The 26,334-nt window shown below is 33.8% G+C and carries 22 protein-coding genes and 2 riboswitches; of the genes, 21 read left to right on the top strand and 1 reads right to left on the bottom strand.

Going from position 1 to position 26,334, the window contains the following annotated elements; genetic code table 11:
- The first annotated feature begins 25 nt into the window (after positions 1 to 25).
- The 21 genes from ABD941_RS09125 to ABD941_RS09025 all read left to right on the top strand — a co-directional run bounded on the left by ABD941_RS09125 (position 26) and on the right by ABD941_RS09025 (position 25,159).
- Positions 26 to 1,576, top strand: a complete 1,551-nt coding sequence (locus ABD941_RS09125; protein ID WP_345273827.1) for a metallophosphoesterase — start codon at positions 26 to 28, stop codon at positions 1,574 to 1,576.
- A gap of 87 nt (positions 1,577 to 1,663) precedes the next feature.
- Positions 1,664 to 1,787: riboswitch (SAM riboswitch) on the top strand.
- Between the two features lie 115 nt (positions 1,788 to 1,902).
- Entirely contained in the window at positions 1,903 to 3,177 is a 1,275-nt protein-coding gene (locus ABD941_RS09120) for an O-acetylhomoserine aminocarboxypropyltransferase/cysteine synthase family protein (protein WP_345273826.1), read from the top strand.
- A 23-nt stretch (positions 3,178 to 3,200) separates the two neighbouring features.
- On the top strand, positions 3,201 to 6,602 hold the full coding sequence (gene thrA / locus ABD941_RS09115) for a bifunctional aspartate kinase/homoserine dehydrogenase I (protein ID WP_345273825.1): 3,402 nt from the start codon (positions 3,201 to 3,203) through the stop codon (positions 6,600 to 6,602).
- 85 nt (positions 6,603 to 6,687) lie between these two features.
- Positions 6,688 to 7,860: a trans-sulfuration enzyme family protein gene (locus ABD941_RS09110; RefSeq protein ID WP_345273824.1), complete on the top strand. Its 1,173-nt coding sequence runs from the start codon at positions 6,688 to 6,690 to the stop codon at positions 7,858 to 7,860.
- A gap of 13 nt (positions 7,861 to 7,873) precedes the next feature.
- On the top strand, positions 7,874 to 8,290 hold the full coding sequence (locus tag ABD941_RS09105; protein ID WP_345273823.1) for an RrF2 family transcriptional regulator: 417 nt from the start codon (positions 7,874 to 7,876) through the stop codon (positions 8,288 to 8,290).
- Positions 8,291 to 8,453: 163 nt separating this feature from the next.
- On the top strand, positions 8,454 to 8,711 hold the full coding sequence (locus ABD941_RS09100; protein ID WP_345273822.1) for a DUF2061 domain-containing protein: 258 nt from the start codon (positions 8,454 to 8,456) through the stop codon (positions 8,709 to 8,711).
- A 12-nt stretch (positions 8,712 to 8,723) separates the two neighbouring features.
- Positions 8,724 to 9,344, top strand: a complete 621-nt coding sequence (locus tag ABD941_RS09095; protein WP_345273821.1) for a phosphoadenosine phosphosulfate reductase domain-containing protein — start codon at positions 8,724 to 8,726, stop codon at positions 9,342 to 9,344.
- 10 nt (positions 9,345 to 9,354) lie between these two features.
- On the top strand, positions 9,355 to 10,260 hold the full coding sequence (gene cysD, locus ABD941_RS09090; RefSeq protein ID WP_345273820.1) for a sulfate adenylyltransferase subunit CysD: 906 nt from the start codon (positions 9,355 to 9,357) through the stop codon (positions 10,258 to 10,260).
- Positions 10,261 to 10,383: 123 nt separating this feature from the next.
- The gene (locus ABD941_RS09085) at positions 10,384 to 11,631 is read left to right on the top strand and encodes a sulfate adenylyltransferase subunit 1 (protein WP_345273819.1); all 1,248 of its coding nucleotides are present in this window, start codon (positions 10,384 to 10,386) and stop codon (positions 11,629 to 11,631) included.
- A gap of 9 nt (positions 11,632 to 11,640) precedes the next feature.
- Complete coding sequence (locus ABD941_RS09080; protein WP_345273818.1) at positions 11,641 to 13,749, top strand: HEPN domain-containing protein; 2,109 nt, start codon at positions 11,641 to 11,643, stop codon at positions 13,747 to 13,749.
- A gap of 9 nt (positions 13,750 to 13,758) precedes the next feature.
- Complete coding sequence (gene cobA / locus ABD941_RS09075) at positions 13,759 to 14,520, top strand: uroporphyrinogen-III C-methyltransferase (protein ID WP_345273817.1); 762 nt, start codon at positions 13,759 to 13,761, stop codon at positions 14,518 to 14,520.
- Positions 14,521 to 14,523: 3 nt separating this feature from the next.
- A complete protein-coding gene (locus tag ABD941_RS09070) occupies positions 14,524 to 15,108 on the top strand; it encodes a precorrin-2 dehydrogenase/sirohydrochlorin ferrochelatase family protein (protein WP_345273816.1) in 585 nt (194 codons plus the stop codon).
- Between the two features lies 1 nt (position 15,109).
- Entirely contained in the window at positions 15,110 to 16,162 is a 1,053-nt protein-coding gene (locus tag ABD941_RS09065; RefSeq protein WP_345273815.1) for an NAD(P)/FAD-dependent oxidoreductase, read from the top strand.
- Between the two features lie 88 nt (positions 16,163 to 16,250).
- Complete coding sequence (gene epsC / locus ABD941_RS09060) at positions 16,251 to 16,994, top strand: serine O-acetyltransferase EpsC (RefSeq protein WP_345273814.1); 744 nt, start codon at positions 16,251 to 16,253, stop codon at positions 16,992 to 16,994.
- Positions 16,978 to 17,868 (top strand): cysteine synthase CysM, encoded by an 891-nt coding sequence (cysM, locus tag ABD941_RS09055; protein ID WP_345273813.1) that lies wholly within the window; start codon positions 16,978 to 16,980, stop codon positions 17,866 to 17,868. The genes epsC and cysM overlap by 17 nt, the downstream gene beginning before the upstream one ends.
- A gap of 49 nt (positions 17,869 to 17,917) precedes the next feature.
- Positions 17,918 to 18,032: riboswitch (SAM riboswitch) on the top strand.
- A gap of 77 nt (positions 18,033 to 18,109) precedes the next feature.
- Positions 18,110 to 19,123 carry a homocysteine S-methyltransferase family protein gene (locus tag ABD941_RS09050; protein ID WP_345273812.1) on the top strand — a complete coding sequence of 338 codons (1,014 nt, stop codon included), beginning with the start codon at positions 18,110 to 18,112 and terminating at the stop codon, positions 19,121 to 19,123.
- 16 nt (positions 19,124 to 19,139) lie between these two features.
- The gene (locus ABD941_RS09045) at positions 19,140 to 19,421 is read left to right on the top strand and encodes an antibiotic biosynthesis monooxygenase family protein (protein WP_345273811.1); all 282 of its coding nucleotides are present in this window, start codon (positions 19,140 to 19,142) and stop codon (positions 19,419 to 19,421) included.
- Positions 19,421 to 22,096 carry a methionine synthase gene (gene metH / locus ABD941_RS09040; protein WP_345273810.1) on the top strand — a complete coding sequence of 892 codons (2,676 nt, stop codon included), beginning with the start codon at positions 19,421 to 19,423 and terminating at the stop codon, positions 22,094 to 22,096. The genes ABD941_RS09045 and metH overlap by 1 nt, the downstream gene beginning before the upstream one ends.
- 124 nt (positions 22,097 to 22,220) lie before the next feature.
- Positions 22,221 to 23,174 carry a methylenetetrahydrofolate reductase [NAD(P)H] gene (gene metF, locus ABD941_RS09035; RefSeq protein WP_345273809.1) on the top strand — a complete coding sequence of 318 codons (954 nt, stop codon included), beginning with the start codon at positions 22,221 to 22,223 and terminating at the stop codon, positions 23,172 to 23,174.
- Positions 23,175 to 23,209: 35 nt separating this feature from the next.
- Positions 23,210 to 24,310, top strand: a complete 1,101-nt coding sequence (locus ABD941_RS09030; protein ID WP_345273808.1) for an acyloxyacyl hydrolase — start codon at positions 23,210 to 23,212, stop codon at positions 24,308 to 24,310.
- A gap of 102 nt (positions 24,311 to 24,412) precedes the next feature.
- The gene (locus tag ABD941_RS09025; protein WP_345273807.1) at positions 24,413 to 25,159 is read left to right on the top strand and encodes a head GIN domain-containing protein; all 747 of its coding nucleotides are present in this window, start codon (positions 24,413 to 24,415) and stop codon (positions 25,157 to 25,159) included.
- Here ABD941_RS09025 and ABD941_RS09020 read toward each other — a convergent pair.
- The gene (locus tag ABD941_RS09020; protein ID WP_345273806.1) at positions 25,145 to 26,332 is read right to left on the bottom strand and encodes an acetate/propionate family kinase; all 1,188 of its coding nucleotides are present in this window, start codon (positions 26,330 to 26,332) and stop codon (positions 25,145 to 25,147) included. The two genes, ABD941_RS09025 and ABD941_RS09020, sit on opposite strands and share 15 nt — an antisense overlap.
- Positions 26,333 to 26,334: the final 2 nt, after the last annotated feature.

The following is a 26,334-nucleotide window of genomic DNA, read 5'->3' as shown; positions in this document are numbered from 1 at the left end:
ATTTATTAGCATTGTTTTTACACCTATGACAAGAGAGCAAAAAGATAATTTGTTTGTTTTGATAAAATCGTTATCTAAATCTGAAAAAAGGCAATTTAAGCTTTATGTTGGAAGATTAGGTGTAAATGAGGATTCTAAATTTTTAATGCTTTTTAATATTCTCGATAAACTTGCTGTTTATAATGAAGCCACAATTCTTAAAAAAGGTATTGTAAAAAAGCAGCAGCTATCAAACTTAAAAGCCCATTTATATAAACAAATATTAATTAGTTTACGATTAAACCCATCACATCAAGATATCCGAATCCAAATTCGCGAGCAGTTAGATTTTGCAACCATATTATATCATAAAGGACTTTATAAACAAAGCTTAAAAATTTTAGATAAAGCCAAAACATTAGCTGTCAACCATGAAGAAAAAAATGTGGCCTATGAAATTGTAGAGCTTGAAAAAATTATTGAGTCACAATATATTACGCGAAGTCTTAATAATCGTGCGGACGAGCTTTCCATACAAGCTAGAGATTTAAGTAGGCAAAATGTATTGGCTAGTAAATTGTCAAATTTATCACTTCAGTTGTATGGTCAGTTTTTAAAAACCGGCTATGTTAAAAATGAAGCTGAAACCAAAAGAATTACCGATTATTTTAATGCAAGACTTCCTAAATATGACATTAACGATTTAGGTAATAGAGAAAAATTATGGCTATACAAAGCGCATTTATGGTTTAGTTTTTTAACACAAGATTTTTTGTCTTGTTATAAATATGCCTCGAAATGGGTGGATTTGTTCTATGATAATAAGAATATGATTGTTTTAAATCCAGTGTTTTTTTTAAGAGGAAATCATTATCTATTAGAAGCATTATTTTATTTAAGACAGTATGATAAATTTAAAGAGGCCTTACTTAGATTTGAGGAAGTAACTCAAGAAAAATGGTTTCCAATAGATGATAATATTGATGGGTTAGCCTTTTTGTATATTTATAATAACAAGTTTAATTTGCATTTTATTGAAGGCAGTTTTAATGAAGGCTTACCATTGATAGAAGAGGTTTTAGAACGTCTAAAAAATTATAAAGATCGCATTGATGAGCATCATGTTATGGTGTTTTATTATAAGATAGCCAGTATGTATTTTGGTGCTGGCGAAAACAAGAAGTGTATTTTGTTTTTAGAAAAGATAATAAGTAATAAGTCCTTGCAAATGCGTGAAGATTTATTGTGTTTTTCCAGGATTTTGAACCTTGTTGCGCATTATGAAGCGGGGTTGGATTATAACTTAGATGTTTTAATTAGAAGTACCTATAAGTTTTTAATTAAAATGGAAGATTTGTATGAAGTACAAAAAGAATTCATTAAGTTTTTAAGAAGATTGGGTGATATTTATCCGCATGAGGTCAAACATGAATTCATAAAATTGCATAAGAAATTAAAAGAGTTTGAAAATGATCCTTATCAAAGTCGGGCGTTTTTATATTTAGATATTATTTCTTGGTTAGAGTCAAAAATCCAAACAAAGCCAATAGGCCTAATCATAAGAAATAAATTTCAAGACAATTTAAATAGAAAATAAGATTTTCTAAAATTTTCATTAAAAAATTTGGATATTAACTTTTTCTGAACGAATATTTGCATTCACAAAGTTCAAACAGGTATTGAAATGTTATCAAGAAAGGTGGAGGGAATAGACCCTGTGAAGCCTTAGCAACCTCCCGAATTTTCGGGGAAGGTGCTAAATTCTACTTAAACTACAAAAGGTATTTAGTGTTTTAGATAGATAACCCAACGAAATTACAATTCTGTAGTTTCTAAATTCTTTTTAACATTTTTCTATTAAGCACGCTATAGTTAGCGTATTTTGACTTTTAAATTAATTTATTAATCAAAAAAATTAGAAAAATGAGCGATCAAAAATTAGCAACAAACGCATTACACGCTGGGCATGATGTAGCGGCAAATGGAGGAACAAGAGCAGTACCAATTTATCAAACAACATCATATGTGTTTAATAATTCAGACCACGCAGCTAACCTATTTTCCCTACAAGAATTAGGATTTATTTATACCCGATTAAACAACCCAACCAATCAGATTTTACAAGAACGTTTAGCAGCCTTAGAAAGTGGTATAGGTGCCGTTGTTTTTGCTTCTGGAACATCAGCCATTTCAACAGGTTTATTAACCTTATTAAAGGCTGGAGACCATATCGTGGCTTCAAGTAGTTTATATGGTGGTACATATAATTTACTGAGTGTAACATTACCCCGATTAGGTATTACAACAACGTTTGTAGATGCTTCAAATCCAGAAAATTTCAAAGCTGCCGTACAAGATAATACACGTGCATTTTTTGTGGAGTCTTTAGGAAATCCAAAATTAGATGTTTTAGATATCGAAGGGATTGCAGTACAATCAAAAGCAGCAGGAGTGCCTTTTATAGTTGATAACACTGTGGCAACACCAGCCTTGTTAAACCCGATTAAGCACGGTGCAAATATTGTAATTCACTCGCTAACCAAATATATTGGTGGACAAGGAAACTCTATAGGAGGCGCCATTATTGACGGAGGTAATTTTGATTGGGCAAACGGAAAGTTCCCAGAATTCACAGAACCCTCAGCAGGATATCATGGTCTAAAATATCATGAAACTTTAGGAGCAGCTTCTTATACATTTAAATTGATATTAGAAGGATTAAGAGATTTAGGAGGTGCATTAAGCCCAACAAATGCATTCAATATTATTCAAGGTTTAGAAACTTTGCCAATTAGAATCAAACAGCATAGTGAGAATGCTTTAGAAATAGCAAAATGGTTAGAAGCTCAAGATGAAATAGCTTGGGTAAACTATCCAGGTTTGGAAAGTAGTAAATACAAAGCTTTAGCCGATAAATATTTGCCAAAAGGACAAAGTGGTATTGTGACTTTTGGACATAAAGGTGGTTTTGATGCTGCCAAAAAAATAGCAGATAACACAAAACTATTTTCATTATTAGCAAATATTGGAGATACAAAATCACTAATTATACACCCAGGAAGCACAACACACCAGCAGTTAGATGAAGCTGAACAAGAATCGGCAGGAGTATCAGGAGATTTAATTAGATTGTCTGTAGGAATAGAAGATATCGATGATTTAAAAGCCGATTTAAAAGCCGCTTTTGAAACGATATAATTAATACTTATATAAAAAAGTAATTGAAGCATCCATTACAACATACCATTATTAAAGATTTCATTACACAGAATAATTTGTCTGTTTCTGAAATCAAGTTAAGTTATCAAGTCTTTGGTAAGCCTTTAGGAAGTGCGCCCATAGTGCTAGTAAACCATGCCCTAACAGGAAATAGTAATGTTGCTGGAAAAGAAGGTTGGTGGAAAGATTTGGTAGGCAGTGGCCAGGTTATTGATACCAAACGCTACACCGTTTTAGCGTTTAATATTCCGGGTAATGGTTTTGATGGTTTTGTAATAGATAATTACAAAGATTTTGTAGCTCGAGATATTGCTAATCTCTTTTTAATTGGCCTAGAAACATTAAAAATAGAAAAGTTGTTTGCTACTATTGGAGGCTCTTTAGGCGGTGGAATAGCTTGGGAAATGGCTGTTTTAAAACCCAATTTTACGGAGCATTTAATAGTGGTTGCAACCGACTGGAAATCTACCGATTGGCTGATTGCCAATTGTCAGATTCAAGAACAGTTTCTTTTAAATTCTAAGCATCCAGTACATGATGCCAGAATGCATGCCATGTTATGTTACAGAACACCAGAATCTTTTAAAGAGCGTTTTCAGCGTTCAAAAAACGAAGATTTAGAAATTTTTAATGTTGAGAGCTGGTTGTTGCATCATGGTAAAAAGTTACAAGAACGTTTTCAGTTGTCGGCTTATAAATTAATGAATCAGCTTTTAAAAACCATAGATGTTACTAAAAATCGAAAAGCAGATTTAAATGTTTTAGAAAACATTGAAGCTAATATTCACATTATTGGTGTAGACTCTGATTTGTTTTTTACAGCAGAAGAAAATAAACAAACACATAAGCAATTGGCTGTAACACATGCAAATGTGACTTATAATGAAATTAATTCGGTACACGGACATGATGCCTTTTTAATGGAGTATGAGCAATTGGAGAAAATTATAGAAGGCATTTTTGTGCCAGATTCTAAAAATAGAAAAATGAAAGTATTAAAGTTTGGTGGGAAATCTTTGGCCAATGGAGAAGGGCTAAATAAAGTGATTTCAATCATTGAAAATAAAGTACAAGCAGGCGATAAAATTACAGTTGTAGTTTCAGCCCGAGGCAATGCTACGGATGAGCTTGAAGCTATTTTAAACATGTCCCATAAAGGAGTCGATTATAAGGCACAGTTAGACGCTTTTAAAAAGTACCAACAAGAGCCGCTTAAAACAATTGATTTTTTAGAAGAATTTTCAACCTTAGATAAGTTGTTTGCAGGGGTTAGTTTATTGCGTGATTACAGTAAGAAAACCAAAGACGAAATTTTGGCGCAAGGCGAATTATTGTCTGTTAAAATGGTTTCAGCATTACTTAATCAAAAGCAAATTAAGGCCAAGGCAACAGATGCTCGAGAGTTAATAAAAACGGATGGTGCTTTTGGTAATGCACAACCTAATTCGCAAGTTTCAAAAGACAATATTAAAACCTACTTTAAAGAGAATAATGACGATACCGTAAACGTCGTTACAGGTTTTATCGCATCAAATTCTAATAATGAAACCACAACCTTAGGTAGAAACGGAAGTAATTATACAGCAGCTTTAATAGCTAATTATTTAGATGCTGAAGAATTGCAAAATTACACACACGTAAGTGGTATTTACACAGCAAACCCCGATTTGGTTGAAGATGCACAAAAAATTAGAGAATTGTCGTTTAGTGAAGCTAATGAATTGGCTAATTTTGGAACCACAGTTTTACACGCCAAAACCATTATTCCTTTAGTAGAAAAAAACATCAACCTTCGTATATTAAATACCTTTAATGCGGATGATGAAGGCACCTTAATTACTGCAAAACCAAGTTCAAAAGAAGTGACCTCATTATCTGTTTTAGATAACGTGGCTTTATTGAATTTAGAAGGACGTGGATTATTAGGGAAAATAGGCGTAGACGCTAGAATATTTAGAGCATTAAGCGATTATGGTATTAGTGTAAGTATCATTTCCCAAGGGTCATCAGAACGCGGCATCGGTTTAATTATTGATGCCGATCAAGCGACCCAAGCTGTTATTGCATTAGAACGTGAATTTGAAAGCGATTTTTATTCGCAAGACGTTAATAAAATTGAAGTCGTTGATGATGTTGCTGTTATTTCAATTATTGGTATTGAGTTAAGCTCGTTTCATAAACCATTTAATGCATTGATTAAAAACCAAATCACCCCATTGCTATTTAACAATACGGTTACAGGTAGAAATGTCAGTTTGGTGGTAAAAAAGACACAACTTCATAAATCAATGAATGTTATTCATGGTGAGGTTTTTGGAATTTCAAAAAAAATAAATATTGCTATTTTTGGTCACGGTGGTGTTGGAGGCGCATTAATCAATCAGATTTTAAAATCGAAAAACGATATAGAAAATCGAAAAGGGATTAACCTTAATGTCTTTGCAATAGCGAATTCCAGAAAATTACTATTAGACAAAAACGGCGTAGATACCAATTGGCAAAAAGCTATAAAATCGACTTCAAAAGAAAGTTCCATTGAAGATATCATCACTTTCGCAAAGGCACATCATTTAGAAAACTTAATTGCCGTTGATAATACGGCAAGTTCAAGTTTCTATAAAAATTATGTACCTTTAGTTGAAGCTGGATTTGATTTAGTATCATCAAATAAAGTAGCCAATACCGTATCGCACGATTTTTATAAAGATTTGCGTATTCAATTAAAAGAAAACAACAAGCAATATTTATACGAAACAACAGTTGGAGCAGGGTTACCATTAATCGATACCATTAAATTATTGCACGAGTCAGGTGAAAACATCACAAGAATTCGCGGGGTGTTTTCAGGAACTTTAAGTTATTTATTCAATAATTTTTCAGTTGAAAAGAAACCATTTAGCCAAATTATTCAGGAAACCATCGATAAAGGCTTTACAGAACCCGATCCGCGTGAGGATTTTTCAGGAAATGATGTGGCCAGAAAGTTGTTAATTCTAGCAAGAGAGTTAGATTTGCAAAATGAATTTGAAGACGTTTCCGTTCAAAATTTAATTCCAGAAGCCTATCAAAATATTTCTGTAGATGAATTTTTAAAACAGTTAGATGTTTTAGACGACCAATATCAGAAGATAAAAGAGGTACAAAAGGAAAGTCATGTGTTGCGTTATGTAGGAGATTTATCAGGAGATTTATCGCAAGATAAAGGGCATTTAGAAGTAAAATTGGTATCCATTCCAGAAGATAGTACCTTAGGTCATGTAAAAGGATCGGATGCTATTTTTGAAATATTTACAGAATCTTATGGAACACAACCTATAGTTATTCAGGGTGCTGGTGCCGGAGCAGAAGTAACAGCAAGAGGTGTTTTTGGAGACATATTAAGGTTGTCTAAACATATCAATTAAATAGTTTTGTCATTTTCATCTGTTGGCAGATAGGAACGTGGGGAATTTATATAAATAATACATAAAAGTCTATTAAGTTATAAAAGTGAGCAAGAATAAAAAACAATTCGAAACCGAAGCCATTCGTACGCAAATAGAGCGTACTGAGTTTTTAGAGCATACAAGTCCATTATACTTAACATCAAGTTTTGTGTTTGAAGATGCTGAAGATATGCGAGCGTCGTTCACAGAAGAAAAAGAGCGTAATATTTATAGCCGTTTTACCAATCCCAATACCTCAGAGTTTGTTGATAAAGTGTGTAAAATGGAAGGTGCAGAAGCAGGCTATGCTTTTGCAACAGGAATGTCTGCTATTTTTTCAAGCTTTGCGGCTTTATTGGATAGTGGTGATCATATTGTGTCGGCGCGTTCCGTTTTTGGTTCAACACACACCTTGTTTACAAAGTATTTACCAAAATGGAATATTGAAACTAGTTATTTCGATATTAATAAGCCAGAGACCATTGAAAGCTTCATCACACCAAAAACAAAAATATTATATGCAGAATCGCCAACAAACCCAGCAATTGATATTATCGATTTAGAATTGTTGGGCGATATTGCAAAAAAACATAACCTCATTTTAATTATTGATAATTGTTTTGCAACGCCCTATTTACAACAACCTATAAAATATGGTGCGCATTTGGTCATCCATTCAGCGACTAAGTTAATGGATGGGCAAGGACGAGTTTTAGGAGGTGTAACCGTTGGTAATGCCGATTTAATCCGCGAAATTTATTTATTTGCCAGAAATACAGGACCAGCCTTATCGCCATTTAATGCATGGACACTTTCTAAAAGCTTAGAAACACTTTCAGTTAGAGTAGACCGGCATTGCGAGAATGCATTAAAAGTTGCTGAATTTTTAGAAAATCACCCTAAAGTAAATTGGGTAAAATACCCTTTTTTAAAATCGCATCCACAGTATAAAGTCGCTAAAAAACAAATGAAACTTGGAGGTAATATTGTTGCTTTTGAAGTTAAAGGTGGTATAGAAGTAGGACGTAAATTTTTAAATGCTATAAAAATGTGTTCGCTATCTGCTAATTTAGGAGATACGAGAACCATTGTAACCCACCCTGCATCAACAACGCATAGTAGTTTAGCAGAAGATGATCGATTGGTAGTCAATATCACTGATGGATTAGTAAGGGTGTCTGTTGGGTTGGAACATCCTAATGATATTATTCAGGATTTGGAGCAAGCCTTAAATTAAGTATCTTAGCAATATGCTATCCAAAAAAACCAAATACGGACTCAAAGCACTGACTTATATTGCAAGAAGTGAAGGTGATAGTCCTGTGCAAGTTGGCGAAATTGCTAAAAGCGAAAACATTCCTCAAAAGTTTTTAGAAAGTATTTTATTGACCTTAAGAAAATCCGGCGTTTTAGGGTCCAAAAAGGGAAAGCACGGTGGGTATTATTTGCGAGAAGACCCTGCGGAAGTAAAAATGACCGATGTTATGCGTGTCTTAGAAGGTCCAATTGCTATGGTACCTTGCGTAAGTTTAAACTACTACGAAAAATGTGAAGATTGCCCAGACGAGCATCAATGTAGTGTTAATAAACTCATGTTGCAGGTTCGTGATAGCACACTTAAAGTGTTTAGAAATACAACTTTAGCAGATTTGTCAAGTACAAAGTGATACGAATTTCTTAAAATAAGCTCAGTTTACTATTTATTTTCTTTCATTTATCTTAAAAATATTTATTATTCTAAAAAATAGTTAAGGTTATTTGTAGTGTAAAAAAAAGTAGTACATTTGTATTTCCTATTAAATCGATAGGATTAATATAATACGAGAACAAATGATTGGTCAAATGTTATTAAAATCTAAAGAAAACACGACTTATAAAGAAGATAGTGTTGGTGAAAAACCATTAAGAAGTATAGTAAAATCTTTAAGTTGGAGAACTATAGGCACCTTAGATACTATTCTAATATCATGGGTAATAACTGGGAAGTTAGACTTAGCGTTTTCAATTGGAGGTATAGAGTTGGTAACAAAAATGGTATTATACTTTTCCCATGAAAGAATTTGGAATTCTATTAAATGGGGGAGATAAATAGAGATAAAGATGTTTACAGAAAATCAAATAAAAGAATTAAACGACGTATTTAGAGATGCGACGCCTACTGATATTATCAAAAAAGCATTTCAGCTTAGTAATAAAGCTGTAGTCACTACAAATTTCAGGCCTTATGAAGCCGCTATTTTACATGCGGTAAATACGGTAGAACCTAAAACTTCAGTCATATGGTGCGATACAGGGTATAATACACCACAAACCTATAAACACGCGGAACATGTCATTAAAGACTTAAACTTAAACGTGTTTTTATATGTGCCAAAACAAACATCATCCCATAGAGATGTTGTCATGGGGATACCAAGTGTAAATGCTCCAGAACATGCTTTATTTACAGAACAAGTTAAGTTAGAGCCTTTTGCAAGAGCTATGGAGGAGCATAAACCAAAAATATGGTTTACAAATCTACGTCAAGGGCAAACGGCTTTTAGAAATAGTATCGGAATTTTTAGTCTAAGTAAAGATGGTGTTTTAAAAGTGAGCCCATTTTACTTCTGGTCTGATAAAAAATTAGATACCTATTTAGAAGAAAATAACTTGCCAAATGAGTTTAAATATTTCGACCCAACAAAAGCATTAGAAAATAGAGAGTGTGGATTGCACGCTTAAAAATAAGATTATGAACAAAGATACATCACATATCAACTCGTTAGAAAACGAAGCGATTTACATCATGAGAGAAGTAGCAGCACAGTTTGAAAAGCCTGTGTTATTATTTTCAGGAGGAAAAGATTCTATTACATTAGTTAGATTAGCTGTGAAAGCATTCTACCCAGCAAAAATACCTTTTCCATTAATGCATATAGATACGGGACATAATTTTCCTGAAACGATTGAATTTAGAGACCGTTTGGTTAAAGAATTAGGTTTAGAACTTATAGTGAGAAACGTTCAAGACTCTATTGATGAAGGTAAAGTAAAAGAAGAGTCCGGACGATATGCCAGTAGAAATATGTTGCAAACCACAACGCTGTTAGATGCCATTGAAGAATTTAAATTCGATGCTTGTATTGGTGGCGCACGTCGTGATGAAGAAAAAGCAAGAGCCAAAGAACGTATTTTTTCTGTACGTGATGATTTTGGACAATGGGATGAAAAAAACCAACGCCCAGAATTATTTGATATGTTGAATGGTGATATAGATCATGGTCAAAATGTACGTGTATTTCCAATTTCAAATTGGACAGAATTAGACGTTTGGTCTTATATCGAAAAAGAAAATATTGAAATACCATCAATCTATTTTGCTCATAAACGTAAAGTCTTTTTAAGAGACGGTATGATTTGGTCTGCCGAAGACGGTATTGTTTATAGAGATGATAGTGAAGAAGTATTGGAAAAAATGGTGCGTTTTAGAACCGTAGGCGATATGAGTTGTACAGCAGCAGTCCTATCAGAAGCTGTATCAATTTCTAAAGTAGTAGAAGAGATTAGAGATTCTACCATTTCTGAACGTGGTGCTCGTATTGATGATAAACGATCGGAAGCAGCCATGGAAAAACGAAAACAACAAGGGTATTTCTAAAAATTTGTAAAACAAATTTTTAGAAATGAGCTTTAGGCAATATGTCATAAGCTTATAAAACATATTAAGATTAAGTGAGGTAGCTTATGGCATAAATAAAGCCTACAGCATAAAGCAAAAAAAATGGAAGTATTAAAAATAGCAACAGCAGGAAGTGTAGATGATGGAAAAAGCACCTTGATAGGTCGGATTCTTTACGATACAAAATCCTTAACGACAGATAAGTTAGAAGCCATAGAAAAAACAAGTAAACAACGCGGTTATGATTATTTGGATTTTTCATTAGCAACTGATGGTTTAGTTGCAGAAAGAGAACAAGGTATTACTATTGATGTAGCACATATTTATTTTTCAACAAAAAAGAAAAGTTACATCATAGCAGATACACCAGGCCATGTAGAATATACACGTAACATGGTAACAGGAGCATCAACATCGCAGGCATCTATCATTTTAATTGATGCCCGTAAAGGTGTTATTGAGCAGACAAACCGTCACTTTTTTATCAATAATTTATTAAGAATTAAAGATGTGGTTGTTGCCATTAATAAAATGGACTTAGTTGATTATTCTGAGGAGACATACAACAAAATAAAAACTGATTTCTCTGAATTAATGAGTAAAAGAGATTACCAAGATCAAAAAATTACATTCATTCCAGTAAGCGCTTTAAAAGGCGATAATGTTGTAAACAAATCTGATAAAATGCCTTGGTATACAGGTGAAGCTTTATTGGAACACTTAGAGCAATTGGATAAATCGGATATATTTAATGTGGGAACACCTCGTTTCCCTGTACAATATGTAATTCGTCCAAAAACCGAAGACTTTCATGATTTTAGAGGCTATGCAGGAAAAGTTTACGGAGGTAACTTAAGTGTAGGCGATGATATTATTGTATTGCCATCAAAAACAAGATCTAAAATAAAAGATATCTATTTCTATGATGAGAAATACGAAACGGCTTCAAGACGATCATCAGTAACCATTACTTTAGAAAATGATATTAATGTAAGCCGTGGCGATATGATCGTAAAAGAAGGCGATTTGCCGACTATCGATAAACAATTTACAGCAAATATTTGTTGGATGGATTCTGACCAATTAACACCAGGAACAAAATATGTAGTACAACATGGAGTAAACAAAGTGTTGGCTAAAGTCGATAGAATCAACCATAAAATAAATCCAGATTATTCTGGAATCGAAAAAAATGTTTCAGGATTGGGAGTCAATGATATTGCTTCGGTTACTTTCAAATTAAACAAGCCTATTTTTTATGATCAGTTTAAAAACCATAGAACAAATGGTTCATTTATATTAATCGATGCACAAAATAATAATACCGTAGGAGCGGGCTTCATCCAATAAAAAAAGAAAATGCAAAGTTTTAGAACAGAGTTTGAAAATCCAATTGTAGAGAAGGATATCATAGAATTAGCTAATAAAATTGAGCTTTTTCATAACGGAAAAATAGACGAAGAAAAATTTAGAAGCCTACGTTTAGCAAGAGGTGTTTACGGTCAGCGTCAAGAAGGCGTACAGATGATTCGTATAAAATTACCTTACGGAAAAGTAAAGAGTAATCAATTACGTAGAATTTCTGATGTATCAGATGAATATTCTAGAGGTCGTTTACATATAACAACACGTCAAGATATTCAAATTCACTATGTGGATTTAAACAGAACCCCAGAATTATGGGCAGAATTAGAACGTGACGATGTTACATTAAGAGAAGCTTGCGGAAACACGGTACGTAACGTTACAGCCAGTGAAACTGCGGGAATTGATATCAATGAACCGTTTGATGTATCACCTTATGCCGATGCTTTGTATAAGTTCTTTTTACGTAATCCAATCTGTCAGGAAATGGGGCGTAAGTTTAAAGTCTCTTTTTCATCTTCAGATGAAGATACAGGACTTTCTTATATGCACGATTTAGGATTTATAGCAAAGGTTGAAAATGGTGTTCGCGGTTTTAAAGTAATGATTGGTGGCGGGTTAGGATCTCAACCACGTCATGCCGATGTGTTATACGATTTCTTAGAAACCAACAAAATCATTCCAGTAATGGAAGGGGCGTTAAGAATTTTTGATCGTCATGGAGAGCGTAAAAGCCGTGCCAAAGCCCGTATGAAATTCTTAATAAAAGATATAGGTTTAGAAGCTTTTAAAACCTTAGTAGAAGAAGAGCAAAATGCAATTGAGTTTAAAACGGTTGCAATCGATGTAGAAGCTTACGAAGCATCAGTACCAGTAGAGTTAAACGATATTCCGGAAGTAACAATAAAAGATCAACAAACTTTTGAGACTTGGAAGACAACAAACCTCATCCCACAAAAACAAGATGGCTATGTCGCTATAGGCATTAAAGTGCTTTTAGGCGATTTTTATACAGATAAAGCCCGTTTATTGGCCGATTTAGTTGAGAACTATGCAGCAGGAGAAATTCGTTTATCATTGCGTCAAAACATCGTTATACCTTTTGTGAAAAGAGAATTAGTGCCATTTTTCTATACAGAATTAGAAAAACTTGGTTTTGTAGAAGCCGGTTATAACAAAGCAGTTGATATTACAGCATGTCCAGGAACAGATACATGTAATTTAGGTATAGCAAGTAGTACAGGTATTGCAGACGAATTAGAACGTGTTATAAAAGCAGAATACCCACAATATTTAAAGAACGAAGATTTGGTCATTAAAATTAGTGGTTGTATGAATGCTTGCGGACAGCACAATATGGCAAACATTGGTTTTCAAGGAATGTCAGTTCGTACACCAGATAAATTAGTAGCCCCAGCTTTACAAGTTTTGTTAGGCGGTGGGAATTTAGGTAATGGACATGCAGCATTTGCAGATAAAGTTGTTAAAGTGCCAAGTAAAAGAGGACCAGAAGCTTTAAGACGTATATTAAATGATTTTGAAGCCAATGCTAACGGAAAACCATTTGTTGATTACTATAAAGAAAAAGGAGAAAAGTATTTTTACGATTTCTTAAACGATTTACAAGATGTCACCAATTTAACTCAAGACGATTTTATCGATTGGGGCGAAGAAGACAAGTATGTAAAAGAAATTGGTATTGGAGAATGTGCCGGTGTAGTCATTGATTTGATTGCCACCTTGTTTTTAGAAAGTGAAGAAAAAATAGATAATGCCAAAGAAGCATTTGATAACAAAGTATATTCAAGTGCCATTTATCATGCCTATAGTTCTTTAGTGAATTCAGCAAAAGCATTGTTATTAGCTGAAAACAAGAAAACAAATACACATGCCGGAATCATTAGTCAGTTTGACGAGTTGTTCATCACAAGTGGAAGAATAGATTTAGGAGTCTCTTTTTCTGAATTGATATATCAAATTAATAAATTTGCTCCAACAGAAGATTTTGCATCAAAGTATATAGAAAATGCAAATGAGTTTTTACAAAAAGTAAGAACTTTTAGAGAAGAAGAAACAACCGCTCTAAATAAAAAAGCGGTTTAAAGAATAGAAATGAGCTTAAAAACACCAAAGTTAACGGTTGTAGGAGCAGGACCAGGCGATGAAGATTTAATTACCTTAAAAGCAATTAAGGCTATAGAATCTGCAAACGTGATACTTTATGATGCACTTATAAATGAAGCTTTACTTAAATATGCTTCAGAAGAAACAGAGCTTATTTTTGTAGGGAAACGAAAAGGGTGCTATGCATTTCAGCAAGAGCAAATCAATGAACTTATAGTTACTAAAGCTAAAGAAAAAGGGCATGTCGTTCGCTTAAAAGGCGGCGACCCATTTATCTTTGGACGTGGAGCAGAAGAAATTGATTATGTAAGACCATTTGGTTTAGAAACTTATTTAGTACCAGGAATATCATCGGCATTAGCAGTGCCAGCTTATCAAGGTATTCCGTTAACAAAACGAGGAGCATCAGAAAGTTTTTGGGTTGTAACAGCAACAACAAAAGACCATGCATTATCAAACGATGTTACTTTAGCGGCAAAATCAACTGCAACCGTTGTTATTCTAATGGGCATGCATAAACTTAGTGATATCGTTAAAGTGTTTTATGCTGAAAATAAACGAAATATACCAGTAGCTATTATTCAGAACGGGACACGAGACAATGAAAATGTTGGCATAGGGACCATTCGTAATATTCAACAGGTTGTAAAAGAAAAGCAATTATCATCACCAGCAATTATTGTTATAGGAGATGTTGTAAAAGAGCGCACTGTATTAGATTCAATATCACGAAAAGTTATTCAGGAGTAAATTATGGAAAGAAATAATTTATACCCAATTTTTTTAAAAGCCAAAAGCCTAAATGTGCTTATTATAGGTGGTGGTTTTGTAGCCGAAGAAAAACTGACATTTCTTTTAAAGTCAAGTCCAGATGCCTGTGTAACAATGGTGTCACCAATGTTTCGAAAAGGTACCCTATCTTTGTCAAAGAAAGGCGATGTAACTTTAGTTAAAGGCAAATACAAAAAAAAGTATTTAAAAGGAAAGCATATCGTGGTAGCAACGACAGATCTTCCTGAAGTTAACGTTAAAGTTCATAAACATTGCAGAAAAAGAAGCATTTTGGTAAATGTTGCCGATAATCCTCCATATTGCGATTTTTATATGGGAGGTATTGTAACAAAAGGACATGTAAAAGTGGCAATTAGTACTAATGGAAAATCGCCAACAACAGCTAAGCGTTTACGTCAGTTTTTTGAGGATGTAATCCCTGAAAATGTAGACGATTTAGTTAAGAATTTAAACGAATATAGAAAAACAATAAAAGGCGATTTTGAAGAAAAAGTGGAGACCCTAAACGAATTCACTAAAGGATTAATTGCAAAAAAAGAATCATAATATGATTAAAACAGATATACTTATCATAGGTGCCGGACCAACAGGATTATTTACGGTTTTTGAAGCAGGACTGTTAAAATTAAAATGCCATTTAATCGATGCATTGCCACAACCGGGCGGACAATGTTCAGAGATCTATCCTAAAAAACCAATTTATGATATCCCTGGATTTCCTGAAATTTTAGCAGGAGATTTAACAAGAAATTTGCTAGAACAAGGTAAGCAATTTGAGCCAGGATTTACATTAGGGGAACGCGCTGAGACTATAGAAAAGCAAGACGATGGATCTTTTATTGTTACAACAAATAAAGGAACACAGCATCAAGCACCAATAGTTGCTATAGCAGGAGGATTAGGGTCTTTTGAGCCTAGAAAGCCAGCCATTGAAGGTATTGCAGATTATGAAGATAAAGGAGTAGAATACATTATTAAAGATCCAGAATTCTACAGAAACAAAAAAGTGGTAATTTCTGGAGGAGGTGATTCTGCTTTAGATTGGAGTATCTTTTTAACCGATGTAGCTTCAGAAGTGACTTTAATACATAGAAGAAATGAATTTAGAGGCGCTTTAGATTCTGTTGAAAAAGTTGGAGAACTAACTAAACTTGGGAAAATCAATTTAATAACACCAGCCGAAGTTAAAGGGTTACTTGGTGATGGTAAAATTGAAGCAGTCACCGTAGTTAAAGATGGTGAATCTACACAAATTGAAACCGATCACTTTATTCCTTTATTTGGTCTATCACCAAAATTAGGGCCTATTGCAAATTGGGGATTAGAGATTGAAAAAAATGCCATTAAAGTAGATAATTCATTAAATTACCAAACGAACATACCCGGGATATTTGCTATTGGCGATGTGAACACATATCCTGAGAAATTAAAATTAATTTTATGCGGTTTCCACGAGGCAACTTTAATGTGTCAAGCAGCTTACAGAATTATAAACCCAGGAAAAAGATTAGTGTTAAAATACACAACAGTTAGTGGTATTGATGGTTTTGATGGGTCTCGTAAAGAAGCTCCTAAAGCGGTTGTTCAAGCTATAAACTAGAAGAAAAACTCTTTTTAAAGGAAAAATTGCATATATAAACTCACAATCCTACGAGATTTAAAACCTTGTAGGATTTCATATTTAATAAATGAAAAGCTACAACGTTTGTTTAAAAGATACTGCAAAAACATTTACTAAAAGATTGTTTTATTCGTTGTTCGATTGCGAACAAGAAGAGGTTCACAGTGCGTATTTGGAGAAAACATTTCTAAAAATACTTTCAAAATTAGAAATAGAGAACGGCGAAACCATTTGGGCAACATTTAAATCAGAACTTCCAGAAATTAGAAAAAAACTTGATTTAGATGCTATTGCATTTGAAAGTAATGATCCAGCTTCACATTCTTTAGCAGAGATTTATATGGCGTATCCTGGTTTCTATGCTATTTCTATTTACAGATTAAGCCATGCACTTCATCAACTAGGGGTTTATATTTTACCAAGAATGATGAGTGAGTATATTCATGGGATTACAGGAATAGATATTCATCCAGGAGCAACCATTGGAAAATCATTTTATATTGACCACGGAACTGGAATTGTAATTGGTGAAACGTCAATAATTGGTAAGGATGTAAAGATTTATCAAGGCGTAACTTTAGGTGGTATTTCGGTTGCTAAAAGTTTGGCATCTACAAAACGACATCCCACAATTGAAGATAATGTATGCATCTACGCTAACGCAACCATTTTAGGAGGCAATATAGTTATTGGCGCAAATAGTATTATTGGAGCTAACGTATGGATTACCCAATCTGTTCCAGAAAACTCATTAGTGACTTATCAAACTGAAATTAAAATAAGACCAAGAAAAAATGGAATTCAAGAATAGTATTATTGGTCAAATAGGCAACACGCCATTAGTTGAGGCAACACATTTGATTTCAAAAAAAGACGTTAGGTTATTTCTTAAATTAGAAGGTAATAATCCAGGAGGTAGTGTAAAAGACAGACCAGCTTTTAATATGATTAATGAAGCTTTAAAACGAGGCAACATAAAAAAAGGCGGAACCTTAGTAGAGGCTACTAGCGGAAATACAGGAATTGCATTAGCATTTATCTCTAAATTATTAGGATTGAATATGGTATTAATCATGCCTGAGAATTCTACTGAAGAACGCGTTAAAACCATGCGAGCCTATGGCGCAGAGGTTATTTTAACACCAGCAGATATTGGTATTGAAGGTTCTCGGGATTTGGCTTTTAAACTCAGAGATGAAAAAGGCTATACATTGTTGAATCAGTTTGAGAATCACGATAACTGGAAAGCGCATTATAAAACTACAGGTCCCGAAATTTGGAACGCGACAAAACATAAAGTAACACATTTTGTATCCGCCATGGGGACTACAGGAACTATAACAGGTGTTTCAACATATTTAAAAGAGAAAAATAAAGACATAACTATAGTAGGAGCACAACCAGCAGATGGTGCCAGAATTCCTGGGATTAGAAAATGGTCGCCAGAATATGTGCCAAAGTTTTTTGATCCTAAAAAGGTAGATATAGTAGTAGATGTTACCGCTGAAAATGCAAAAGAAACAACGCAGCGTTTAGCAAAAGAAGAAGGTGTTTTTGCAGGAATGAGTAGTGGTGGTTCCGTATACTGTGCATTACAAATAGCAGAGTCAATTGAAGAAGGCGTTATTGTTGCCATTATTTGCGATAGAGGCGATAGGTATTTATCTTCAACTTTGTTTGAATAAAAAAAATATAGTTAGTACTTTTGTAAACTAGTTCATAAACGTATTAATAGTGTTATCAAGAAAGGTAGAGGGAATAGACCCGTTGAAGCCTTGGCAACCCTTTATCTTTTAAAGAAGGTGCTAAATTCTACTAATAATTTTAAAGATTATTAGAAAGATAACGAAAAGTGTTTAACAACTTTTCTTGATGACATTTAGATATACTGAAAAATTAGTTTCAGTAAAAAAATAAATTATCAAAATGTCTAACATACAACAAGCATTAAAAGAACGGATTTTAGTTTTAGATGGCGCTATGGGCACCATGCTACAAGCTTATAAATTCACTGAAGAAGATTTTAGAGGCGAGCGTTTTAAAGATTATCCAACACCATTGCAGGGTAATAACGATTTGTTGTCAATTACACAACCTGAAGCTATAAAAACCATTCACGCTAAATATTTTGAAGCCGGAGCAGATATTGTGGAAACCAATACATTTTCAGGAACAACTATAGCTATGGCAGATTATCAAATGGAAGAATTTGTTTATGAACTTAACTATGAATCAGCAAAAATCGCCAAAGAAGTCGCAGATGAGTTTTCAGTTAAAGAACCGCATAAACCACGTTTTGTAGCAGGCTCAATAGGACCAACAAATCGTACAGCAAGTATGTCGCCAGATGTAAATGACCCAGGATATCGTGCAGTTACTTTTGATGAATTAAGAATTGCTTATAAACAACAAGTAGAAGCTTTAGTTGATGGCGGTGTGGATTTATTATTGGTAGAAACCGTGTTTGATACATTGAACGCCAAAGCCGCATTGTTTGCTATAGAACAAGTCAAATCTGAGCAAGGTATAGATATACCAATCATGTTAAGCGGGACTATTACAGATGCCTCTGGAAGAACTTTATCAGGGCAAACAGCAGAAGCATTTTTAATTTCTGTGTCGCATATTCCATTATTATCAATTGGGTTTAATTGTGCATTAGGAGCCAATTTATTACAACCTCATTTAGAAGCCATAGCTAATAAAACCGATTTTGCAATTTCAGCACATCCCAATGCAGGCTTGCCAAATGCTTTTGGAGAGTATGATGAAACACCAGAAGAAATGGGTGCTCAGATAGAAGAATATTTAAAAAAGAATTTAATAAATATTATCGGAGGTTGTTGTGGAACATCACCAGAGCACATTCGATTTATTGCTGATATAGCTGCTAAATATAAACCGAGAACTGTCATTTCTTCGGAGGCAGGAATCTCATAAAAAAGAGTTTGGAATCATGATACTAGAAGTAGCCACACTAAACATAAAGAAAGGTCTTTCTGTAGAATTTGAAACAAATTTCAAAAAAGCAGAAGCTATTATTTTATCAATGAATGGCTATATTTCACATCAGCTTAAAAAGTGTATTGAAGAAAACGATAAATACCTTTTATTAGTAAACTGGAAAACATTAGAAGACCATGAAGTTGGTTTCAGAGAGTCTAAAGAATATCAAGAATGGAAAGCTTTATTGCATCATTTTTATGAGCCGTTTCCAACAGTAGAACATTATAAATAATGAAAATAAAACAAACAAAATATATGAAATTGTCAGGTTTAGAACCATTGGTTTTAAACGAAAACAGCAATTTTATAAATGTTGGGGAGCGAACCAATGTCGCTGGGTCTCGTAAATTTTTACGATTGATTAAAGAAGAAAAATTTGATGAAGCTTTAGATATTGCAAGACATCAGGTAGATGGTGGTGCTCAAATTGTTGATATTAACATGGATGATGGCCTAATTGAAGGAAAAGAAGCCATGGTGCGTTTTCTGAATTTAATTGCTGCTGAGCCAGATATTTGCCGTGTTCCTATGATGATTGATTCTTCTAAATGGGAAATTATTGAAGCAGGACTTCAAGTAGTACAAGGGAAATGTGTAGTAAACTCCATTTCCTTAAAAGAAGGCGAAGAAAAGTTTATTTGGGAAGCAACACAAATAAAACGATACGGCGCTGCAGTCATTGTTATGGCTTTTGATGAGGTTGGACAAGCCGATAATTATGAGCGTAGAATAGAAATTGCAAAACGTTCTTATGATGTATTGGTAAACAAAGTTGGTTTTCCGTCTGAAGATATTATTTTCGATTTGAATATATTTCCTGTGGCTACAGGAATGGACGAGCATCGTAAAAATGCTATTGATTTTATAGAAGCCACGCGTTGGGTTAGAGAAAATCTAGAGAATGTTAGTGTTAGTGGTGGCGTAAGTAATGTTTCGTTTTCATTTAGAGGGAACAATACAGTCCGAGAGGCGATGCATTCCGTGTTTTTATATCACGCCATACAAGCAGGTATGAATATGGGGATTGTAAACCCAGCAATGCTTGAGATTTATGATGATATTCCAAAAGATTTATTGAAATATGTTGAAGATGTGGTACTCAATAGACGTGATGATGCTACAGAGCGCTTATTGGATTTTGCAGAAACCGTAAAAGGAACTAAAGTAGAAAAAACAGTGGATTTATCGTGGCGAGATAACCCATTACAAGATAGAATTACACATGCCCTAGTTAAAGGGCTCGATGCCTTTATTATTGAAGACATAGAAGAAGCAAGACAAGCAGCCAATAAACCAATAGACGTTATTGAAGGAAATTTAATGGCAGGTATGAATGTGGTCGGTGATTTGTTTGGTGCAGGAAAAATGTTTTTACCACAGGTAGTAAAATCAGCTCGTGTGATGAAAAAGGCTGTTGGGTATTTGAATCCATTTATAGAAGCTGAAAAATCAGATAAGTCAGAACCCGTTGGTAAAATATTAATGGCTACCGTAAAAGGCGATGTACACGATATTGGTAAAAATATTGTAAGTGTTGTATTGGCCTGTAACAATTATGAAATAGTTGATTTAGGGGTTATGGTACCACCTGAAAAAATTATAGAAACAGCCATAAAAGAACGTGTAGATGTTATTGGATTATCTGGGCTAATCACACCATCATTAGATGAAATGGTGTATTTAGCAAAAGAAATGCAACGCCAAAATTTTGAATTGCCATTGCTCATAGGCGGTGCAACCACATCAAAAGCGCATACAGCGGTTAAGATTGATACACAGTATAAGAATGCAGTAGTACATGTCAATGATGCTTCAAGAGCAGTAACCGTAGTTGGCGATTTATTGAATAAGAAAACATCAAATGAATATATAGCTAAGCTGAAAACCGATTATGATGAATTTCGAATCAAGTTTTTAAAACGTGGCAAGGAAAAATCATATATATCTATTGAAGAAGCACGAAATAGGAAATATAAAATAGATTGGCACACTTCTGAAATTATAAAACCTAAAGAGTTAGGGGTTCAAATTTTAAAGCAATTAAGTTTAAAAGAATTATTGCCATTTATTGATTGGAGCCCGTTTTTTAGAAGCTGGGACTTACATGGTAAATATCCAGATATTTTAAAAGATGAGGTGGTTGGAGAACAAGCGAGGCAATTGTATGAAGATGCTCAAGAGATGATTCAACAAATAATAGCAAAGCAATTATTAAAGCCAAAAGCTGTATTTGGATTGTTTGAAGCGAATTCAATTAACGAAGATGATATTTCTATTCAAAAGAAAGGTCAAGAAATAGCTGTTTTTAGAACCTTGCGCCAGCAATTAAAAAAACGAGATGGAATTCCTAATCATGCTTTAGCAGATTTTATAGCGCCAAAAGCATCTGGTAAAATAGATTATATGGGAGCATTTTGTGTAGGGATTTTTGGAGCACAAGAATTAGCCGATAGTTACAAAGCAAAAGATGATGACTATAGCGCCATTATGGCACAAGCTATAGCCGATAGATTTGCGGAAGCTTTTGCCGAATATTTGCATAAGCAAATAAGAACCAAACATTGGGGGTATGCTGTTAATGAAGATTTAAGTAACGATGATTTAATTAAAGAAAGCTATAAAGGCATTCGTCCAGCACCAGGCTATCCAGCATGTCCAGACCATTTAGAAAAAGAAACCATTTGGGCGTTGCTTGATGTGGAAAAATTGATAGGCGTAACATTAACCGAAAGTTTAGCCATGTGGCCAGCGGCAGCGGTTTCAGGTTATTATTTTGGAAATCCTGAAGCTAAGTATTTTGGTTTAGGTAAAATTACCGACGACCAATTAACAGATTATGCTAGAAGAAAAAACATTGATAAGGGAAAAGCTAGAAAATGGATGCATCCAAACCTAGCAGAAGAGTAAAAACACTGCTTGACCTACCCGAAAGGAAGAAGAAATAGAAAGCAGATAATAAATTTATAGAAAAAGGTATTAAAAATTAAAACACTCATTTAAAGCCCCTACTTTGGAGGGGTTGGAGAGGCTTATGAAAGTAACAGATCACATAAAAAACGCTAACGGGAAAACATTATTTTCGTTTGAAATTATACCACCAAAAAAGGGAAAGAATATCCAGGAGCTTTATAACAATATAGATCCGTTAATGGAGTTTAATCCACCTTTTATTGATGTAACAACCTCGAGAGAGGAGTTCATTTATATTGAAAAAGAAGGACTATTTGATAGGAAAATTACGAGAATGCGACCTGGCACTTTAGGGATTTGCGCAGCTATTAAACATAAGTACAATGTGGATACCGTGCCACACGTGTTATGTGGTGGTTTTACTAAAGAAGAAACCGAGTATTTATTAGTGGATTGCCATTATCTAGGCATAAATAATGTTATGGCATTGCGTGGTGACGCTATGAAAGGCGAGCAATATTTTAAAGCCACAAAAGGCGGACATTCTTATGCCACACAACTCGTAAATCAAATTCAGAATTTAAACTCAGGACGGTATTTACACGGTGTTTTAGATGTTGATGATAAAGCCGATTTCTGTATAGGCGTTGCAGGTTACCCCGAAAAACATTTAGAAGCGCCATCAATGAAAACCGATTTAAAACGCTTAAAAGAAAAGGTTGATGCTGGTGCAGATTATGTAGTTACTCAAATGTTTTTTGATAATCAGAAGTATTTTGAATTTGTTGAAGCAGCAAAAAAAGATGGGATAAATGTACCTATCGTTCCAGGTATTAAACCTATTGCCGTAAACCGACATTTGCAATTATTACCACAGGTTTTTAAAATTGATTTACCTGAATCATTAATTCAAGAAGTTGAAAAATGTAAAGATAATAAGCAAGTGCGACAAGTGGGAGTTGAGTGGTGTATACAGCAGTCTAAAGAATTATTAGATGCTGGTGTTCCTGTGCTACATTATTACTCGATGGGTAAAAGTGACAATATAAAAGCCATAGCATCAGCATTGTTTTAATAATTAAGTTATTTTTGCAGCCGTAAGACCTATTTATGCGCCAAATATTTTTATGTGTTTTCTGTTTAGTTTTTAGCTTTTCTTTTGCTCAAGATAAGACGCATACATCCTATATTGATGTTAATTACTTCAGAGGAAATATTGCATTACATAACAACGAAATTCTTCATTTAATAAAAGGACATCCCAAAGGTGTTATTTTAGCGTGGAATAAAAAAACCTATGGTTTTGAAGATTGGGAACAGCGTTTTAACTATCCCGATTATGGTGTGTCATTTTCTTATCAAAATATGAAGAATGATATTTTAGGGAACAACTATGCACTCTATGCACATTATAACTTTTATTTTTTAAAGCGAAATATAATGTTTCGGATTGGACAAGGTCTGTCCTATAATACAAACCCATATCATAAAGAAACCAATTTCAAAAATGTAGCATTTGGATCTAAATTTGGGAGTAGCACCTATGTCATGCTTAATTATAAAAAGGAGCGTATTATAGATAAATTTGGTTTGCAGGCTGGATTTTCATTAATTCATTACTCCAATGCAAATGTTAAATCGCCTAATAACGGCACTAATTCCATAACCTTTAATGTGGGCGTTACCTATAGTTTAGATAATCAAGATTTAGAATACCAACACACTATAGATAAAAAGCAAGACCAAGCATTTTCGGAACCTATTAAATACAATTTAGCGTTTCGAACCGGTATTAATGAAAGCGATGTTGTTGGTAGTGGGCAGTATGCCATGTATGTAATTTCTGCTTATGCTGATAAGCGTATTAATAAAAAAAGTGCATTTCAATTAGGGGCAGATGTGTTTTTTTCAAACTTTTTAAAAGAGCTTATATATTATAAAAGCGTTTCGTTTCCAGAAGAAAATATATCAGGTGATGAAGATCATAAACGTATTGGTGTTTTTGCAGGGCATGAGTTATTTGTAAATAAAACATCTTTAGAAACACAACTGGGGTATTATGTATATTATCCTTTTGATTTTGAAGGCCGAGTTTATGTTAGAATAGGTTTAAAACGGTATTTTGCTAAAAAGTGGTTTGCAGCTTTAACGCTTAAAGCTCATGGAGCAAGAGCAGAGGGTGTAGAGTTTGGACTAGGTGTAAGGTTGTAAATATACATTCTTGTTGAAACACAAATCGTATGAATTGAAGTTTAAAAATAATAATAGATGTTTTTACCGATAATTATTAAGGGATTCTAGGAGTAACAATACATGAAAAAAATAATTTACATAATCGTTTTTAGTTTAATTATAGCCTGTGATAGTGAAAATTCTGGTGATTGTTTTCAAAAAGCAGGACCTATTATTCAACAAGAAATTGAGCTTTCTGATTTTAATAAAATATTAGTAAATCGCGATATAGAATTGATTATTAAAGAAGGTGCTATGCAAAGCGTCGTTATTGAAACAGGCCAAAATTTAATGAATGATGTGACTGCAATTGTAGCGGATGATAAATTAACTTTAACTGATAATAACGCATGCAACTATATACGAGACTATGGGATCACCAAAGTTTACGTAACCTCACCAAATATAACAGAAATACGAAGTTCTACACAGTATGAGGTGAGTTCGGATGGAGTTTTAACGTATCCAAATTTAAAAGTCTTATCAGAAGATTTTAGTGATTCAGAATTATTTAACGTTGGCGATTTTAGATTACAGATTAATAATACCAATTTTAGTTTGGTATTTAATAACATATCCATATGTTATATTTCAGGGGAAACAGATAATTTGAATGTTACCTTTTCAGCAGGTACATCCCGTTTTGAAGGACGAAACCTAATTGCAGAAAATGTTGTCATATCCAATAGAAGTTCTAACGATATGATTGTAAATCCACAACAAGAAATAAAAGGAAAAATATCCGGTGTAGGAAATGTTATTTCAGTAAATAAACCTCCTGTTATTGATGTTGAAGAAGTCTATAAAGGACGTTTAATTTTTGAATAAAGCTACAGACTGTTTAGCAATTTCTAACTCCTCATTAGTAGGGATTATCAATACCGTAACTTTAGAATTTTTGGCACTAACATCTGTAAGCTTATCCGGTCTTATATCATTTTTGTTTTTATCTAACAGAATACCTAGATAGTCCAATTCATTACAAATACGTTCACGCATTTCAATGGAGTTTTCTCCAATACCAGCAGTAAATACAATAGCATCTAATCCATTCATAATAGCAGCATAACTGCCAATGTATTTCTTAATTCGGTAAGCATTCATATGCAATGCTAATTGACAGGCTTTATTTCCTTTTTCGGCTTCAGCCTGAATATCTCTTAAATCGCTAAACCCAGTTAAACCCAACATGCCACTTTCTTTTTGTAAAAGGGAGTTGATTTCATCCAGGCTATAATTGAATTTTTTTGCTATATGAAATATGATGGACTGGTCAATATCCCCAGAGCGTGTCCCCATTATTAAGCCATTTACTGGAGAAAACCCTAAAGAATGATCAATGCTTTTTCCGTTTTTAATGGCAGTCATACTACACCCATTTCCCAAATGAATAGTTATGATTTTTGAATGTTCTGTGCCTAAAAAATCAATAGCTTTTTCTGAAACATATTTATGACTCGTCCCATGAAATCCGTATAAACGGATATGGTGTTCCTCTAAAAACCTATTTGGAATGGCATATTTATAGGCGTGTTCTGGAATAGTTTGGTGGAATGCAGTATCAAAAACAGCAACTTGTTTGGCGTTTGAAAAAATAGCTTCAGCAACCTCAATACCTTCCAAATTAGCAGGATTGTGCAAAGGTGCCAATGACGATAATGCTTTTATTTTTTCTTTAACAGCTTTGGTTATTTCAGTAGTATTACTAAAATGCTTACCGCCATGCACAACACGATGTCCAACAATATCAATGGCATTAGCGGTTTTTATAATGCCGGTATCTTTATTTAATAATTGTTTCGATAATAACTCCAATCCAAATTTATGGTCGGGTATCGCTTCAATAACTTCAATAGTCTCTGTATCCGTTTTGAATTTGAATTTAGCATCATTAAACCCAATACGTTCAATTAAACCAGAACAAAGAATTGTTTTTTCTGGCATGGAGAATAATTGAAATTTTAATGATGAACTTCCTGAATTTAAAACTAATACTTGCATGG

It is taken from the genome of Flaviramulus aquimarinus, assembly GCF_039543205.1.
GTDB lineage: Bacteria > Bacteroidota > Bacteroidia > Flavobacteriales > Flavobacteriaceae > Flaviramulus_B > Flaviramulus_B aquimarinus.
The sequence above is the reverse complement of the archived record's forward strand: the minus strand, read 5'-3'. Positions and strand labels throughout refer to the sequence as shown.